Here is a 14847-nt window from a genome sequence, read left to right on the forward strand (position 1 = left end):
GTCCTGATGAGCTCGACCCGGTCCCCCGGCTCCAGTCCCGCCTCGCTCACCTGCGGAGGCACCTCCACCGTGGCCGCGGTGCCCTCGTCCGCACCCTCGTCGACGGTGACGTCGAGGGTCCCGCAGCCGTCGCGCGGCTCGGTCAGCGAGGCGCAGGCCGGAGCGACGTCGTCGACGGTGGCCCCGGGGAAGGTCACCCCCTCGGCGGCGAAGTCGACCGACCCGCGGAGCTCGTCGACCGCCTCGCCGTCGGGCCAGAGCGTGAGCAGCCCGACCACGGTGAGGACGAGTGCGGCGGCGAGCACGCTCAGCAGCGCCGTACGTGGCACTGCGGCCACCTCGACGCCGTCGTCGTGACCGGCACGGTGCGAGTGTCCGTGGCCCACGGCGACGAGCCTACGGACCGCCCTCCCGCTGGATCAGCAGAGCCGCGACGTCGTCGTCGCGGGTGGGGTCGCGGGTGGTCTCGACCACGCGGGTCAGCCAGTCCTCCAGGTCGTCGGAGCGGTACGCCGTCAGCGCGGTCACCAGCCGGGCGGTCCCCGCGTCGCTGTCCTCGCCCCGGCGCTCGACGAGCCCGTCGGTGTAGAGCAGCAGCGCGTCGCCGGGGCGCAGTGCCACCCGCAGCACGGACCGCTCGCCCCCGCCGACGCCGAGCAGCAGGGTGCTGTCCTGCACCAGCGCCTCGACCGTGCCGTCCGACCGGACCACCAGGGGCTCGGGATGCCCGGCGCTCACCACCTCGAGCGTGTCCGCGGCGGCGTCGGCCAGGGCGTACACCGTGGTGACCAGCTGGTCGACGTGCAGCGTGTCGAAGACCCGGTCGAGCCCGGTCATCAGGGTCTCGGGCCGCGGGTCGATCGCGATCAGGGTGCGCATCGCCGAGCGCATCTGCGCCATGACCGACGTGGCCCTGACGCCGCGCCCCATCACGTCGCCGACGAACATCGCCAGCCGCTCCCCGTCGAGCGGCACCAGGTCGTAGAAGTCCCCGCCGGCGTCCGTGCGGCCGGCCGGCAGGTAGCGCACCGCGGCGCCGAAGCCGGCCACCGGGGGCAGCGCCTCCGGCAGCACCGCACGCTGGAGCTGGAGCGCCACGTCCCGCACCTGGCTGTGCAGCTGGGCGTTGTCGATGGCGACCGCCGCCCGGCGGGCGATCTCCTCCCCGAACTCGAGGTCGGCGGGCCCGAACCGGCGCCCGCCCTCACCGGTGACCCAGGTGATCACCCCGAAGACGTGCTCGCGCACCTTGAGGGGGCAGGACATGCCGCTGCGCAGCTCGAGCATCCGGATGAGCCGGAGGTGCTCGTCGTTCTTGGCGCTGAGGACGAGCATCTCGTCGGTCACGTCCGGGACCAGGTTGCTCCGCCCCGTGCGCAGCACCTCGTAGCTGCCGCCCTGGTCGTCCGGCGACGGCGGGTAGCTCTGCATCAGCTCGCGGACCACCCCCTCGAGCTCGGGGCGGTTGTGCGCGACCGCGATGTTGCGCAGGTAGCCGTCCTCCTCGAGCGCGATGGCGCACCAGTCCGCGAACCACGGGACGGCGGCCTCCGCCACGGCGGTCAGCGTGGACTCGTAGTCGAGGTCGCCGATCAGCTCGGCGGTCGCCTCCGCGAGGAACGCCAGCTTCGCCTCCCGGTCCCGGGCGGCCGCCTGGGCATCGATCCGGTCGATGGTGGTGGCGCAGGTGTCGGCGAGGAGGCGCAGGAAGATCATCTCGGCCTGGTCGATCTCGTGGAGCCCGGCGAACGACAGGCTGAGCACGCCGACACACCGCCCGTCACCGATCAGCAGGGGCAGGCACAACAGCGTCCGCTCCCCCTCGCTGGCCATCTCCAGATCGGGGTAGCGGCGCTGGATCTCCTCGAGGCCGACGGCAAGCACGGTGTCGTGGGTCCGGCACGCCTCGGCCGCCGGGTTCTGCCCCGAGACGGGATAGGTCGCCCACTGCGCGGCGACCCCCTCGGTCACGCCGCGGATCCCGATCAGCGCCAGCGTGTCGTCGTCGAGCATCAGCGAGATGGAGCCGATCGCGGCCTCGGCCGCATCGGTGAGGTGCTCGGTGACGACCTTGGCGACCTCCTCGCGGCTCTCGGCCGCGAGCAGGACACCGGTCACCTCGGCCAGCCGGTGGAGTCGCTGGTAGCTCGGCGATCCCAGCGGCGGCATCACCCGAGACTAGGTGACGGGGTCGCCCCGGCGGACTCACCCGAACGGGCTGGCCCGTCCGGGCCATGCCGGTCCCTGTGGGTGCGGCTACTCGACGAGTCCCCGCTCGGCGAGCCAGGCCCGGGCGGCGCGCTTGCCGGCTCGCGCCAGCCAGGCGTCGTACACGAACTCCGCGAGCTGGTCGCGGTCGAGCTCGCCGACCCGGCTCTCGCGCAAGAGGACCGAGGGGTGCCTGTCGAAGTGCGCCGTGGTGAAGAACGGCAACGAGTCGTCGGCGAGGATCGCCTGCTTCTCCGCCTCGTCGGCGACCCAGAAGACCACGACGTCGGTGAGCCGCTCCCCCGTGTCGGGGTCCACCGCGTCGGGACGTGGGCCGCGGAAGAACAGGAAGCTCCGGCCGCCCACCTGGTAGACGCCGCGGCCGCCCTCGACCCGCTTCACGCCTGGCATGGCGGCCGCGATGTCGTGGATGTCAGCGGGCCGGGCGCGACGGGTCCTCGCCATGCCTCATCCTCGCACCGGAGGCGCCCAGGTCAGACCTTGATCGACAGCGAGATGTCCACGACCATGCCGAGCTCGATGCCCTCGGCCCGCCGGATCCGGTCCTTGAGCGGCACGACGTAGCGGCCGTCCTTGGGCCACAGCGCGGTGTACCACTCGGTGTCGCCGATGGTGACGTCCGCGGGGATCATCCCCCAGCCGTAGCTGACCATCCCGGCCACGTCGTCGATGGCCGCGGCGACGTCGTCGGGGACCCAGACGAAGTGGTAGGGCGCCGGCCCGCGCCACTCCCAGACGTCACCGGAGAACGTCAGCTCCACGCCAGGACACTAGAACTTGGTCGGGATCGCCGTCACCGTGCCGCCGTCCATCGTGAACTCCGAGCCGGTGGCGAACGAGGACTCGTCGCTGGCCAGGAAGACCACGAACGACGCGACCTCCTCGGGCCGGCCGGGGCGGCCGAGCGGGATCGGGATCATGTCGGCGGGCATCGCATCGGTCGCCGGCGTGCTGATCCGGCCGGGGTGGAGCGAGTTGACCCGGATGCCGTGCGGCGCGAGCTCGAGCGCGACGGACTTGGTCAGCCCCCGCAGGCCCCACTTCGAGGCGACGTAGCCGTGTGCCCACGGCGTGCCGCGGAGGCCCTCGATCGAGGAGGTGTTGATGATCGACCCGCCGCCGGAGGCGATCATCGCGTCGGCCGCGGCGCGGATGCCGAGGAACGCCCCGGTCAGGTTGACGTCGAGCATCTGCTGCCACTGCTCGGTCTTGTAGCGCTGGAGCTGGCCGCCGTTGAAGATCCCGGCGTTGTTGAACAGCACGTCCAGCCTCCCGAGCTCGCGCACGGTCAGCTCGACCGCGGCTCGCCAGTCCTCGTCGCTGGTCACGTCGAGGTGGACGTAGCGGGCAGCACCCTGCCCGAACTCTCGGCACAGCTCGTCGGCCAGGGCGGCACCCTCCTCGTCGAGGAGGTCGCCGATCACGACCTGGGCGCCCTCGTCGACCAGCATCCGCGCGCTGGCCCCGCCGATGTTGCGAGCGCCGCCGCTGATCAGCGCGACCTTCCCCTGAACACGGCCCTCGACACGTCCCATGGCCGAGAGGGTAACTTCGTTCCGCACGAAGTAGAACACGTTCCAATTCCTGGAGATCGCATGAAGATCCGCGTCGCGCAGGTCGGCACCGGCAACGCCGGGATGCTGACCCTGCGCCAGCTCATCACCGACGACCGGTTCGAGCTGGTGGCGGTCTCCGTGTCGACCCCGGACAAGGTGGGCAGGGACGCCGGCGAGCTGGCCGGCCTCGACGTCGTCACCGGCGTCGCAGCGGTCGGCGACCTCGACACGCTGATCGCGACCGCACCCGAGTGCGCCGTCTACTGCGCGATGGGCGACACCCGGCCGGTGGAGGCCACCAATGACGTGCGCAAGCTCCTGGAGGCCGGCATCGACGTCGTCGGCTCGGCCCCCGGGACGCTGCAGTTCCCCTGGGGGACCATGCCCGACAAGGTGATCGAGAAGGTCGAGGCGTCCGCGCGCGCCGGCAACGCCACGGTCTACATCACCGGCGTCGACCCGGGGTTCGCCAGCGACCTGGTCCCGCTCGCGCTGGCCAGCACCTGCCAGCGGATCGAGCAGATCAAGTGCTACGAGCTGGCCGACTACGCGACGTACGACGGCGCGGAGGTCATGTTCGACCTGATGGGCTTCGGCAAGCCGGTCACCGACACCCCGCTGCTCTTCCTGCCCGGGGTGCTCGGCCTCGCCTGGGGCACCGCGATCCGGATGATGGCCACCGGCCTGGGCATCGAGGTCGACGAGATCGTCGAGCACTGGGAGGCCGAGCCCGCACCGGAGTCCTACGACATCGCCGCCGGCCGGATCGAGCAGGGGACGATCGCGGCGCTGAAGTTCTCCATCTCCGGCATGGTGGCCGGACACCCGGCGATCGTGGTCGAGCACGTCACCCGGACCCGCGACGACCTCCGCCCCGACTGGGCCCGGCCGGCCGCGGGCGGCGGGTCCTACCGGATCGAGATCACCGGCGAGCCGAGCTACGTCGTCGACGTGGTGCCGAGCAGCGAGCACGGCGACCACAACCACGCCGCGATCGTGGCCGCGTGCGGCCGGATCGTGAACGCCATCCCCGACGTCCTGGCCGCGGAGGCCGGCATCCGGACCACGCTCGACCTGCCACTGCCGACCGGGCACGGGACCTTCGTGGGTCCCGCGGACTGACCCGGGAGCATCGCCGCCAGGTCACCAACCGTCGACGCCCACGCTGGCGATCGGCTCCCGCGGCACGAGCGTGCGGTAGTCAGGGGGGAGGTCGGCGTCGCCCGGACCCATGCCGGGACCCGCGACGAGCTCCCCGGCCGCGTCGTACAGCCGGACCCAGTCGATGTTGACACCCGGCTCGAGCCCGTCGGCCTGGAGCACGACGAAACCGGCGACGGCCGGCACGTCCCGGACCTCCCCGCTGTCGAACCGGACCGTCACGCTGGCGACATCGCTGGGGAAGCGCTCGAGGAACGAGTAGACGCCGTCGTCCGGCCCGTGCTCGCCGGGGCGGAACTCGTAGAGGACACCGGGCCGGTCTCCCGTCATCGGGTAGGTCGCCACCCAGCCGGGACCGGTGCCGTCGTCGCCACGCAGCCAGCAGTCGGCCCACCGCTCGCCGTCGCCGGAGACCAGCACCGCCCGGGCCTTGCCCGCCGAGCTGGACGCCGTCAGCAGCCGGACGCCATCGCCCCAGTGGCGGTCGGCGAGGATGCCGCGGCCCAGGCGCTGGCAGCCGTCGAGGATCGCCTCGTCGGACAGCGCACGGTCGGGATCCTCGCTGACCGGTGGCACGGAGGTGCCGGGCCAGGCCAGCGTCGCGGCGGTCAGGGCTCCGGCCGAGACTGCTGCGACGGCTCCGGCCGCGGCCGCCAGCCGCCGGCGCACCAGGCTGCGGCGTCCTCGGCCGAGGTCGTCGCCGACGTCACCGCGCGGCAGCGCCCGGGCATCGACGAGGGCGGTCATCCGTCGGCGCAGCTGCAGGTCGGATCCCGGGTCGGTCATCGGGTCAGTCATGGCGTTCTCCTGGGACAGTGGGGACGAAGTCGGGGGCGAGCAGGACCCGAAGACGGGCCAGGGCACGCGCGCACTGGCTCTTCACGGTCCCCGTCGAGACGTGCAGGTCGGCCGCGGTCTCCTCGACCGACAGGTCGAGCCAGTAGCGCAGGACCACGACCTTCCGCTGCGACTCGGTGAGCTGGAGCAGGGCCGTGCGGAGCGCGTCCTGGTCCTCCGCGGATGCGCCGTCCGTGGCACCCGGGTCTCCGGCGTGCTCGGCGTGCTCGGAGACGGGGGTCTCGGGACGACGGGCACGCCAGCGCCAGTCGTCGATCTTGACGCTGACCAGCGCCCGGCGGACGTAGGCGTCCTCACCGCCCCTGGTCCCGACCCGGGGCCACGCCCGGTAGAGACGCATCAGCGCCTGCTGGGTCAGGTCCTCGGCCCGGTGCGGGTCGCCGCACAACAGGTACGCCGCGCCCACGAGCCGCTGGCGGCGGGCCTCGACGAACGCGGTGAACTCCGCGTCGCGCTCCGAGCGCCTCACCGCGCCGTTCCCCGTTGGTCACGTGCTCTCACGGGTGGACAGACGTCGTCCGGCCACGTCCGGTTGTCGGCGGAGACCGAAGAGACCAAAGTGCGCCGTCACCCTCCGCCCGGCTCGACCCGCTCCATCCTGACCAGCCCGCTCCAGCCCCGCTCCTCCATCAGGCCCAGCAGCCGGTCCCGGAGCCGCACCATCTCCGGGCCGGCGGTGAGGACCACCGTGTCGAGCAGGTCGGCGAAGGACTGGTCCGGCACGGCGTCGTCCTGACCGTCGAGCTCGCCGCGGGCCGCCGCCTGCTCGGCCATCTCGACGACGAGGTCGGCCATCTCCACGAGCCGGCCCTCGGGAGCGTCGCCGGACACGGCCTCGCCCATCACCCTGAGGAAACGCCGCATCGTCGGGTCGTCGAGCTGGGCCTCCTTCTCGACCATGAACTCGTCGATCCGGCCGGGGACCTGGGCGGCGATCAGGATCCACGCGTCGCGCTCCATCTGGACCATCACCTCGGGCGCTCCCAGTGCCCGCATCCGGTCGAGGTAGGTCGTCACCGTCGGCGGCAGCGCCAGGCTGTCCCCGGCGGCCAGCTGGGCGATCCGGCGGCGGTGCTCCTGGAGCTCCCGGATCTCGGCGCGCAGCCGGCGGTCGATCTCGGTCACCGCGGTCGAGAACCCCTCGTCGTCGGCGGCGAGCAGCTCCTCGACCCGGGCGAGCGGGACCCCGGCATCGGCGAGGGTCCTGATCCGGATCAGCCGGACCACGTCCGGAGCGGTGTAGGTGCGGTAGCCGGAGTGGTTCCGCTCCGGCTCCGGCAGCAAGCCGACCTGGTGGTAGTGCCGCACCGCCCGGGTCGTGACCCCGGCGTACGCCGCCAGCTGCCCGATCGTCAGCACGGGCTCAGCCTGCCCGAGCCGCCACGAACAGGCGACGTGCCCACGCGTAGGACAGCGCGGCGATCAGGAGGCACCAGCCGACCGCCCACCAGCCGTCGGCGCCCGGTGACGAACCGGCCAGGCACGCCCGGAGGGTGTCGATCACCGGGGTGAAGGGCTGGTTCTCCGCGACCCACGCCAGGCCGGACGGCATCGAGTCGGTCGGGACGAAGCCGCTGGAGAGGAACGGCAGGAGCACCAGGAACATCGGGGTGTTGCTCGCCGTCTCCACACTGCCGGCCGCCAGGCCGAGGGCGAGACACAGCCAGGTGAGCGCGAGCGCCAGGAGCAGGAGCAGGCCCACGGCTCCCAGCCAGCCCACGACGCCGGCATCCGGCCGGTAGCCGAGCAGCAGCGCGAACGGCACGACCACCGCGAGCGCGAACGAGGTCTGCAGGAGCGCCGCGAGCACGTGGCCCGTGAGCACCGAGGCCTTGGCGACCGACATCGTCCGGAACCGGTCGATGATCCCCTCGGTCGCGTCCTTGGCGATGTAGATCGCAGTGCTGAGCGCCACCGAGGCGACCGTCATGACCAGGATCGCCGGAGCGATGTAGTCGAGGTAGTCCGCCCGGCCCTCGGCTCCGCCGACCTCGGCAGCGCCGCCGGGGAGACCGGCGCCCATCGTGCCGCCGAAGACGTAGACGAAGAGCAGGAGGAACAGCACCGGCTGCCCGATCAGCATCAGGGTCAGCGACGGGTAGCGCAGGATGTGCTTGAGGTTGCGGCCCAGCATCGTGGCGGAGTCGAGGGCGGCGTACGTCAGGGTGGTCATCGGATCTCCTCCAGCTCGTCGCTGTCGTCGCTGTCGTCGCTCTCGTCGTCGCTGTCGTCGTCGCTGTCGTCGTCCAGGGAGGTCGCGGCGTGCCCGGTCAGGGCGAGGAAGACGTCGTCGAGGGTCTCCCCGCCGGCCTGCGCCTTGAGCTCGGCGGGGGTGCCCTCCGCGACCAGCCTCCCGCCGTCGAGCAGCCCGACCCGGTGCGCGAGGTGGTCGGCCTCCTCGAGGTACTGCGTGGTGAGGAAGACGGTCACGCTGTCCTCCAGCAGCTGCCGGACGATCTGCCACAGGTCGCGCCGGCTGCGCGGGTCCAGGCCCGCCGTCGGCTCGTCGAGGAAGATCAGCCGCGGCCGGCTCACCAGGGTCATCGCGAGGTCGAGCCGGCGCTTCATCCCGCCGGAGTACGTCGCCGCGCGCCGATCGGCCGCGGCGACCAGGTCGAAGCTGCTCAGGAGCTCGTCGACCCGGGCCCGCCCCTCGTCGCGCCGCAGGTGGGCGAGGTCGGCCATCAGCTTCAGGTTCTCCCGGCCCGTCAGCAGCTCGTCGATCGCGGAGAACTGGCCGGTGACCCCGATCGTGCGGCGCACCCCGTCGGGCTCCCGTCGGACGTCGAAGCCGCCGACCGTCGCCGTGCCGGCGTCGGCGCGGACGAGCGTCGAGAGGATGCGGACCATCGTGGTCTTGCCGGCGCCGTTGGGCCCCAGCAGCGCGTAGACGGTGCCGGCGGGCACGGTCAGGTCGATGCCCCGGAGCACGGCGTTGTCGGCGTACGACTTCGTCAGGCCGGCGACCTCGATCGCCGTGGTCGGGTTGCTCATGACAGGAGCGTGCGGGGTTGACGCTGCGTCAAGGTCAAGCCTGATCCGCCCACGCTGCCGGACGCCGGTCGACGGACGCCGGTCGACGGACGCCGGTCGACGGGCGCCGGCGGCCCCCGGTCTACTGGTGGCATGCCCACCCACAGCAGCCCGCGCACCGAGCCGGAGCTCACCTCCGACTGCTCCCGGTGCGCCGGTCTGTGCTGCACGGCGCTGCCGTTCTCGCGGGCCGGCGGCTTCGGCCTCGACAAGGCGCAGGACGAGCCCTGCCGGCACCTGGTCGTGGGCTTCGGGTGCGGGATCCACGACGACCTGACCCGCCGGGGGTTCCCCTCCTGCGCCGTCTTCGAGTGCTTCGGCGCCGGCCAGCAGGTCGTCCAGCGGACCTACTCCGGCCAGGACTGGCGCGGCCGTCCCGATCTCGCCGCCGAGATGTTCGCGGTCTTCCGGGTGACCCGCCACCTGCACGAGATGCTGGCACTGCTGGCCCTCACCGGCGACCCCGAACCGCTCGCCGGGCAGCTGGTCCGGATCGTCGAGGCCGCGCCAACGGAGATCCTGGCCACCGATGTCGACGGCTGGCGGCAGCGGGTGGGAGCACGCCTGCGTGCCGTCAGCCGGGAGCGGCGGGGGCCGGGTCCCGACCACGCCGGGGCCGACCTGATGGGGCGCGACCTCCGCGCCCACGACCTGTCCCGTGCGGATCTCCGCGGGGCGCTGCTCGTGGGCGCGGACCTGCGCGGCACCCGGCTCGGGCTGGCAGACCTGCTGGGCGCGGACCTGCGGGACGCCCAGGTCGGTGGCACCGACCTGAGCACGACGCTGTTCCTCACCCAGCCGCAGGTCAACGCGGCGCGCGGTGACCCGGCGACGGTGCTGCCCGCGTCACTCGGTCGTCCGCGGCACTGGCTCCGCTGAGCTCGGCGGCCGCGGTCCGGCCGCGTGGATGCCATCGGTGAGCGGCCGGGCATCGGCGTGGGGCCCGACTCGCCCCTAGGGTGGACCGGTGACCGGGGCCGCTGCGCACGCGCTCTGGTGGGCCGCTCCGGCCAGGCTGCTGCGGGCCCCTGGGTGGTTCGGGCTGATGGTGGTCGCGGCGACGCTGCTGGTCGCCTCGGTGGTCGCTCCGCCGTTGTTCGCCTCCACCGCCCGCGCGACCGCGCTCGAGAGCGCGCTCGACGCCACCGCGAGCAACCCCTACGGCCCCGAGTCCGGCGACCTGCGGGTCGCCTGGAACGCCGTCCTGACCCCCGAGGCGGACGCCGGTGTGCTGGACCGGCTGGACGCGCTCACCGCCTATGGGCCGCCGGTGCTCGGCGCCGCGGGCACGGCCCAGACCCCTTCGGTGCAGCCGGTCGCCGTCGCAGGGGACCAGCAGGAGGTGTCGGTCCTCTGGTACCGCGACGGGGCCGTCCAGGCGCTGGCCGACGACCTCGGCGGGGACCCCGAAGCCGACGGCGTCTGGCTCGCCGCCGACGTCGCCGATCGACTTGGCCTCGCGGTCGGGGACCGGGTGCGGATCGGGCTGTTCGCGATGTTGTCGGAGAGCCGGACGCTGGCGCCCACGGTGCTCCTCGGCACCTACGAGACGGCTCCGGGTTCGTCGCTCCCCGAGCAGCTCGCCGGGCTACCCGACGCCGACCGGTGGTACCTGCCGACCTATCCGGACCGCCCGGGGCTCGAGACGCCCCTGGCGATCGCGGCCCGCCCCACCTTCGACCGGCTGGTCCTCGAGGTCGGCGAGGCGCCGCTGTTCACCGCCGACCTGCGGCTCGACCCCGACGTCACCCCGGACTCGGCGTCCCGGGCGAGCGACGAGATCGCCGCCTTCGGCAAGGACGCCTACGACCAGTCCACCCTGCTCTCCACCCAGCTCAGGTCCGGCGAGCCGGATGCCGCGGAGGTGTCGCTGTCGCCCGGCCTGCCGCAGCTCGTCGAGGACGCCGACACCACGGCGACCTCCGCGCGCGGCCAGGTGCGGCCCTACGCCATCGGTGGCCAGGCGCTCGCCGCGCTCCTCCTGGTCGCCGCGTGGGTGGTGGTCGGGCTGAACCGCCGCCGGGAGCAGCTGCTCGGCTCGGGGGTCGGCCTCCGCCCCCTCGAGCTGGCGACCCTCGGGGCCCTGGAGGTGGCGCCGGTGTGCCTGCTGGCCTTCCCGGCGGGGGTGGGTCTCGCCGGTCTCGGCATCCTCACCGCGGGCCCGCCCGACGCCGCCGGGCTGACCATCTCCTCCGACGACCTGGTGCGCGGCGGCGTGGCCGGGCTGGCCGCCCTGCTCCTCGTCGCCGGCACCGCGGCCGCGACCGCGCTCGCGACCGACCGGCTGGGGCAGCTCTCCCGGCTCGGCCGGCGGCGACGCTCCCTTCCGTGGGGGATGGCGCTGCTCGCCGGGACCGCCGTCGTGACCGGCAGCGTGGTCACCCTCGACACCGAGGACCGCAGCGGGTCGCCCCTCACCATGCTGTTCCCCCTGCTGGTCGCCGCCACCGTCGCGCTGCTCGTCGCCCGCGGCACGGGCTGGCTCCGAGGACGGCTCCGTCTGCCTTCCCGGCCGGGCAGCCCCCGGTGGCTGGCCGGGCGGCGGACCGGCCCGGTCGTCCGCGAGGTCACCGGGCTCACCGCCGTCGTCGCCCTGGCCCTGGGGCTGTTCGGCTACACGCTGACCGTCAGCCGTGGCGTGGACCAGGGTGTGGCGGACAAGACCGCCGCGCTGGTCGGAGCCCGCACGACGTACGCCGTCGCCGACGACCTCCGGGGCAGCGAGCGCTCCGTGAGCACGCCCCCCGTCGACGGCACCACCGTCGTCTGGGGGCGTGGGGTGTCGCTGCCGCCCACGTTCGGGGAGGGCCCGCTCATGGCGATCGACACCCGAACCTTCGCCGGCGTGGCGGACTGGGGCGCCTCCGGGGAGCTCGATCCGGCCCGGGCGCTGCTGCCCCGGCTCGACGTCGAGACCCGCGGCATCCCGGTCATCCTGGCCGGCGACACCGACCTCGCCGTCGGCGACGAGGCCACGATGGACTTCAGCTCGGAGTTCTCGGTGCCGATCAAGGTCATCGGGGTCGTCGACGCCTTCCCGGGCTCCGAGGCCAGCAACGGGACGGTCACCGTCGTGGCCAGCCGCCGGATGCTGTTCCCGCTGCTGCCGCCGACCGTCGACCCCCAGCTCCCCGGGGCGTCGGCCACCGACGCCGGGGCGTTCGCCTCGCTGGTGTGGAGCAACGACCCACCCGCCACGCTGCGGGCCGCGTTCGAGCGGGCCGGACTGGCGACTGACGGCGAGGTGCGGACCTCCGAGCAGGCCCGGATCGTCAATGAGCTGGTGGCCTCGACGTGGGTGGCGTCGTACGTCCTGGCACTGGGTGGGGTGGTCCTGGTCCTCGCCCTGGGCGCGGGCATCGTGCTGGTGCTGCGGCTCGCCGCCCGCGACACCGTCTCCGACGTGGTGCTGCGGCGGATGGGCTACGACGCGGGCCAGCTCGCCCGGGCCCGCGCCTGGGAGGTCGGCTACGCCGCGGCGACCGCGATCGTGGCGGCGGCCCTGGCCACCGCAGTGCTCGTCCTCGCGCCGAGCAGCATCGACGCGCTCGCCGGCATCCCACCCGTGTCCCGGCCCCGACCCGGCGTCCCGGAGGTGCTCGCCCTGTTCGGGACGGTCGGGCTCCTGGTGCTCCTGGCCCTCCTGTCCGGGACCGCGCTGGCCCGTCGGCGCCCGGCGGCGGAGGTGCTGCGTGCTGGTGGGTGAGCGGGACCCCGGGGCCGGGGCGGCGGTCAGCTGCGAGGACCTGGTCAAGGTCTTCAGGTCCGCGACCGGGGAGACGCACGCGCTGCGCGGCATCGGGCTCGAGCTGCTCAGCGGGGTGCTGACGGTCGTGGCCGGGCCCTCCGGCAGCGGCAAGAGCAGCCTGCTCGCCCTGCTGGGCGCCCGCGACCGGCCGAGTGCGGGCCGGCTGCACATCCTCGGCAGCGACGTGGGGCACGCCTCGGTCGGTGAGCTGCGGGGGCTGCGCCGGCGCCGGATCGGGTTCGTGCCGCAGCGGTCGTCGGACGGGGTGTTCCCCCACCTGCGCGCCCTCGACCAGCTGCGCCAGGTCGCGGCCTGGCGAGGGGCGGGTGACCCGCTCGAGGCGCTGGCCGCGGTCGGGCTGTCGCACCGGGAGGGCCACCGCCCCGGCACCCTGTCGGGGGGCGAGCAGCAGCGTCTCGCCGTCGCCCTCGCCCTGGTCGGCGGGCCAGCGCTGGTCGTGGCGGACGAGCCCACCGCCGAGCTCGACCACGCCAACGCCGACCTGGTCATGGACGCCCTGCTCGCCGCCGCCGCGGGCGGGAGCGCCGTCGTGATCAGCAGCCACGACGACCGGGTCACCCACCGGGCCGACCGGCTGCTCCGGCTGCGTCACGGGGTGCTGTCGACCGAGACCTCGGGCCGGCGTTCGGCCGCGGCGGTCATCGACGCCACCGGACGGCTCCAGCTGCCGCCGGAGCTGCTCGGGCTGTTCCCGGACCGGCGGGTGGTCGTGGAGGCCGACGGCGACGGCGTCCGGCTGCGGCGTCCGGAGGTGGGGCCGTGACCGGGCTGGAGGTGCGGGACGTCGGTCACGGCTACGACGCGGGCGACGGCCGGGTGGAGGTGCTCCACCACGTCAGCCTCGACGCCGCGCCCGGTGAGCTGGTGGCGCTCGCCGGACCGTCGGGGTCCGGCAAGACGACCGTGTGCCACCTCGCGGGCGGCTTCGAGTCGCCCGACCGCGGCACCGTCAGCGTCGCCGGCCGGCCCGCGGTCGACATCGCGGACTGGTCGGTCGTCGCAGTCGTGCCGCAGCAGCACGGGCTCCTGGCCGGCCTGTCGGTCGAGGACAACGTCTGCATCCCGGCCCACCGCGCGGGGGTCGACCCCGCGGCGGCGTACGGCGAGCTGGTCGAGGCGCTCGACCTGGCGGCCTTCGTCCACCGCGGCGTCCTGGAGACCTCGCTCGGCGAGCAGCAGCGCACCGCGATCGCCCGCGCGCTCGTCCTGGCGCCCACCCTGGCCGTGCTCGACGAGCCGACCGGGCACCAGGACGACGACCATGTCAGCGCCGTGGTGGCGGCGCTGGTGCGCGCGGCCCACACCGGGTCGGCACTGCTGGTCGCCACCCACGACGCCCGGGTCTGGGAGGTCGCGGACCGGGTGGTCCGGCTCGACGAGGGCCGGGTCGTCGCCGGTTGAGGAGGTCGAGCGGCTAGGGCGCCATGTCGACGAAGCGGGAGTAGTGGCCCTGGAAGGCGACCGTGATCTCGCGGGTGGGACCGTTGCGGTGCTTGGCCACGATCAGGTCGGCCTCGCCGGGCCGGGTCGACTCGCGCTCGTACATGTCCTCGCGGTGCAGGAGGACGACCATGTCGGCGTCCTGCTCCAGTGACCCGGATTCGCGTAGGTCGCTCAACATAGGTCGCTTGTCGGACCGCTGCTCAGGACCACGGTTGAGCTGGGAGAGCGCGATGATCGGGATCCCGAGCTCCTTGGCGAGGAGCTTGATCTGGCGGGAGAACTCCGAGACCTCGAGCTGGCGGGACTCGACCTTCTTGCCGGACGTCATCAGCTGCATGTAGTCGATGACCATCAGCCTCAGGTCGTGCCGCTGCTTCAGCCTCCGGGCCTTGGCCCGGATCTCCATCATCGTCATGTTCGGCGAGTCGTCGATGAACATCGGGGCGCTGGAGACCTCGCCCATCTTGCGGGCCAGCTTGGTCCAGTCGTCGTCGGACATGTTGCCGTTGCGGATGTGGTTGAGCGGCACCTTCGCCTCGGCGGAGAGCAGGCGCATCGTGATCTCCGAGCGCGTCATCTCCAGGCTGAAGAACGCGGTGGCCATGTTGGCCTGGATCGACGCCGCGCGGCACAGGTCCAGGGCGAACGTCGACTTCCCGGCACCGGGCCGGGCCGCGACGATGATCATCTGGCCCGCGTGCAGACCGTTGGTCAGCTCGTCCAGGTCGGCGAAGCCGGTGGGGACGCCGTAGAGGCCGGCCTCCCGGTTGCCGATCGCCTCGATCTCGTCGAGGACGC

General features: G+C 73.6%; 15 protein-coding genes and 1 pseudogene. 5 read left to right on the forward strand and 11 right to left on the reverse strand.

The window, feature by feature from the left end:
* From JHD21_RS13915 to JHD21_RS13935, 5 genes and pseudogenes are all read right to left on the reverse strand, one after another.
* A pseudogene (locus tag JHD21_RS13915) lies at nt 1–386 on the reverse strand (YibE/F family protein); the annotation flags it as partial.
* Between the two features lie 10 nt (nt 387–396).
* Nucleotides 397–2169 carry a SpoIIE family protein phosphatase gene (locus tag JHD21_RS13920; RefSeq protein WP_292676392.1) on the reverse strand — a complete coding sequence of 591 codons (1773 nt, stop codon included), beginning with the start codon at nt 2167–2169 and terminating at the stop codon, nt 397–399.
* 87 nt (nt 2170–2256) lie between these two features.
* Entirely contained in the window at nt 2257–2673 is a 417-nt protein-coding gene (locus tag JHD21_RS13925; protein WP_292676394.1) for a hypothetical protein, read from the reverse strand.
* 29 nt (nt 2674–2702) lie between these two features.
* A complete protein-coding gene (locus tag JHD21_RS13930) occupies nt 2703–2990 on the reverse strand; it encodes a DUF1905 domain-containing protein (RefSeq protein WP_292676396.1) in 288 nt (95 codons plus the stop codon).
* A gap of 9 nt (nt 2991–2999) precedes the next feature.
* Nucleotides 3000–3764, reverse strand: coding sequence for an SDR family oxidoreductase (locus JHD21_RS13935; protein WP_292676399.1), 765 nt, complete (start codon nt 3762–3764; stop codon nt 3000–3002).
* Nucleotides 3765–3824: 60 nt separating this feature from the next.
* Between JHD21_RS13935 and JHD21_RS13940 the strand changes: the two genes are divergently transcribed.
* Complete coding sequence (locus JHD21_RS13940) at nt 3825–4907, forward strand: diacylglycerol kinase (protein ID WP_292676402.1); 1083 nt, start codon at nt 3825–3827, stop codon at nt 4905–4907.
* Nucleotides 4908–4928: 21 nt separating this feature from the next.
* Here the strand turns inward: JHD21_RS13940 and JHD21_RS13945 are convergent, their stop codons facing one another.
* The 5 genes from JHD21_RS13945 to JHD21_RS13965 form a co-directional block, all read right to left on the reverse strand.
* Nucleotides 4929–5744 carry a hypothetical protein gene (locus JHD21_RS13945; RefSeq protein WP_292676406.1) on the reverse strand — a complete coding sequence of 272 codons (816 nt, stop codon included), beginning with the start codon at nt 5742–5744 and terminating at the stop codon, nt 4929–4931.
* On the reverse strand, nt 5737–6273 hold the full coding sequence (locus JHD21_RS13950) for a SigE family RNA polymerase sigma factor (protein ID WP_292676408.1): 537 nt from the start codon (nt 6271–6273) through the stop codon (nt 5737–5739). The genes JHD21_RS13945 and JHD21_RS13950 overlap by 8 nt, the downstream gene beginning before the upstream one ends.
* A 98-nt stretch (nt 6274–6371) precedes the next feature.
* Nucleotides 6372–7163, reverse strand: coding sequence for a MerR family transcriptional regulator (locus tag JHD21_RS13955; RefSeq protein ID WP_292676411.1), 792 nt, complete (start codon nt 7161–7163; stop codon nt 6372–6374).
* Between the two features lie 4 nt (nt 7164–7167).
* Entirely contained in the window at nt 7168–7977 is an 810-nt protein-coding gene (locus JHD21_RS13960; RefSeq protein ID WP_292676414.1) for an ABC transporter permease, read from the reverse strand.
* Nucleotides 7974–8798 (reverse strand): ATP-binding cassette domain-containing protein, encoded by an 825-nt coding sequence (locus tag JHD21_RS13965; protein ID WP_292676417.1) that lies wholly within the window; start codon nt 8796–8798, stop codon nt 7974–7976. Before JHD21_RS13965 ends, JHD21_RS13960 begins: the two co-directional genes overlap by 4 nt.
* A gap of 132 nt (nt 8799–8930) precedes the next feature.
* Here JHD21_RS13965 and JHD21_RS13970 point away from each other — a divergent pair, with 132 nt between their 5' ends.
* From JHD21_RS13970 to JHD21_RS13985, 4 genes are all read left to right on the forward strand, one after another.
* On the forward strand, nt 8931–9716 hold the full coding sequence (locus JHD21_RS13970; protein WP_292676420.1) for a pentapeptide repeat-containing protein: 786 nt from the start codon (nt 8931–8933) through the stop codon (nt 9714–9716).
* Nucleotides 9717–9804: 88 nt separating this feature from the next.
* Nucleotides 9805–12543: a hypothetical protein gene (locus JHD21_RS13975; RefSeq protein WP_292676423.1), complete on the forward strand. Its 2739-nt coding sequence runs from the start codon at nt 9805–9807 to the stop codon at nt 12541–12543.
* Nucleotides 12536–13369 (forward strand): ATP-binding cassette domain-containing protein, encoded by an 834-nt coding sequence (locus JHD21_RS13980; RefSeq protein WP_292676425.1) that lies wholly within the window; start codon nt 12536–12538, stop codon nt 13367–13369. The genes JHD21_RS13975 and JHD21_RS13980 overlap by 8 nt, the downstream gene beginning before the upstream one ends.
* Nucleotides 13366–14007 (forward strand): ATP-binding cassette domain-containing protein, encoded by a 642-nt coding sequence (locus JHD21_RS13985; protein WP_292676427.1) that lies wholly within the window; start codon nt 13366–13368, stop codon nt 14005–14007. Before JHD21_RS13980 ends, JHD21_RS13985 begins: the two co-directional genes overlap by 4 nt.
* 13 nt (nt 14008–14020) lie before the next feature.
* Here the strand turns inward: JHD21_RS13985 and dnaB are convergent.
* Nucleotides 14021–14847 (reverse strand): replicative DNA helicase (dnaB, locus tag JHD21_RS13990; protein ID WP_292676429.1); only part of this gene is annotated, 827 nt, incomplete at its 5' end.

This window comes from Nocardioides sp., from assembly GCF_016462705.1.
Lineage (GTDB): Bacteria > Actinomycetota > Actinomycetes > Propionibacteriales > Nocardioidaceae > Nocardioides.

Bases quoted from the DNA above. Each gene is read 5' to 3' on its own strand.
- JHD21_RS13920 (WP_292676392.1), bottom strand. From the start codon at position 2,169: ATGCCGCCGCTGGGATCGCCGAGCTACCAGCGACTCCACCGGCTGGCC.
- JHD21_RS13925 (WP_292676394.1), bottom strand. From the start codon at position 2,673: ATGGCGAGGACCCGTCGCGCCCGGCCCGCTGACATCCACGACATCGCG.
- JHD21_RS13935 (WP_292676399.1), bottom strand. From the start codon at position 3,764: ATGGGACGTGTCGAGGGCCGTGTTCAGGGGAAGGTCGCGCTGATCAGC.
- JHD21_RS13940 (WP_292676402.1), top strand. From the start codon at position 3,825: ATGAAGATCCGCGTCGCGCAGGTCGGCACCGGCAACGCCGGGATGCTG.
- JHD21_RS13945 (WP_292676406.1), bottom strand. From the start codon at position 5,744: ATGACTGACCCGATGACCGACCCGGGATCCGACCTGCAGCTGCGCCGA.
- JHD21_RS13960 (WP_292676414.1), bottom strand. From the start codon at position 7,977: ATGACCACCCTGACGTACGCCGCCCTCGACTCCGCCACGATGCTGGGC.
- JHD21_RS13965 (WP_292676417.1), bottom strand. From the start codon at position 8,798: ATGAGCAACCCGACCACGGCGATCGAGGTCGCCGGCCTGACGAAGTCG.
- JHD21_RS13970 (WP_292676420.1), top strand. From the start codon at position 8,931: ATGCCCACCCACAGCAGCCCGCGCACCGAGCCGGAGCTCACCTCCGAC.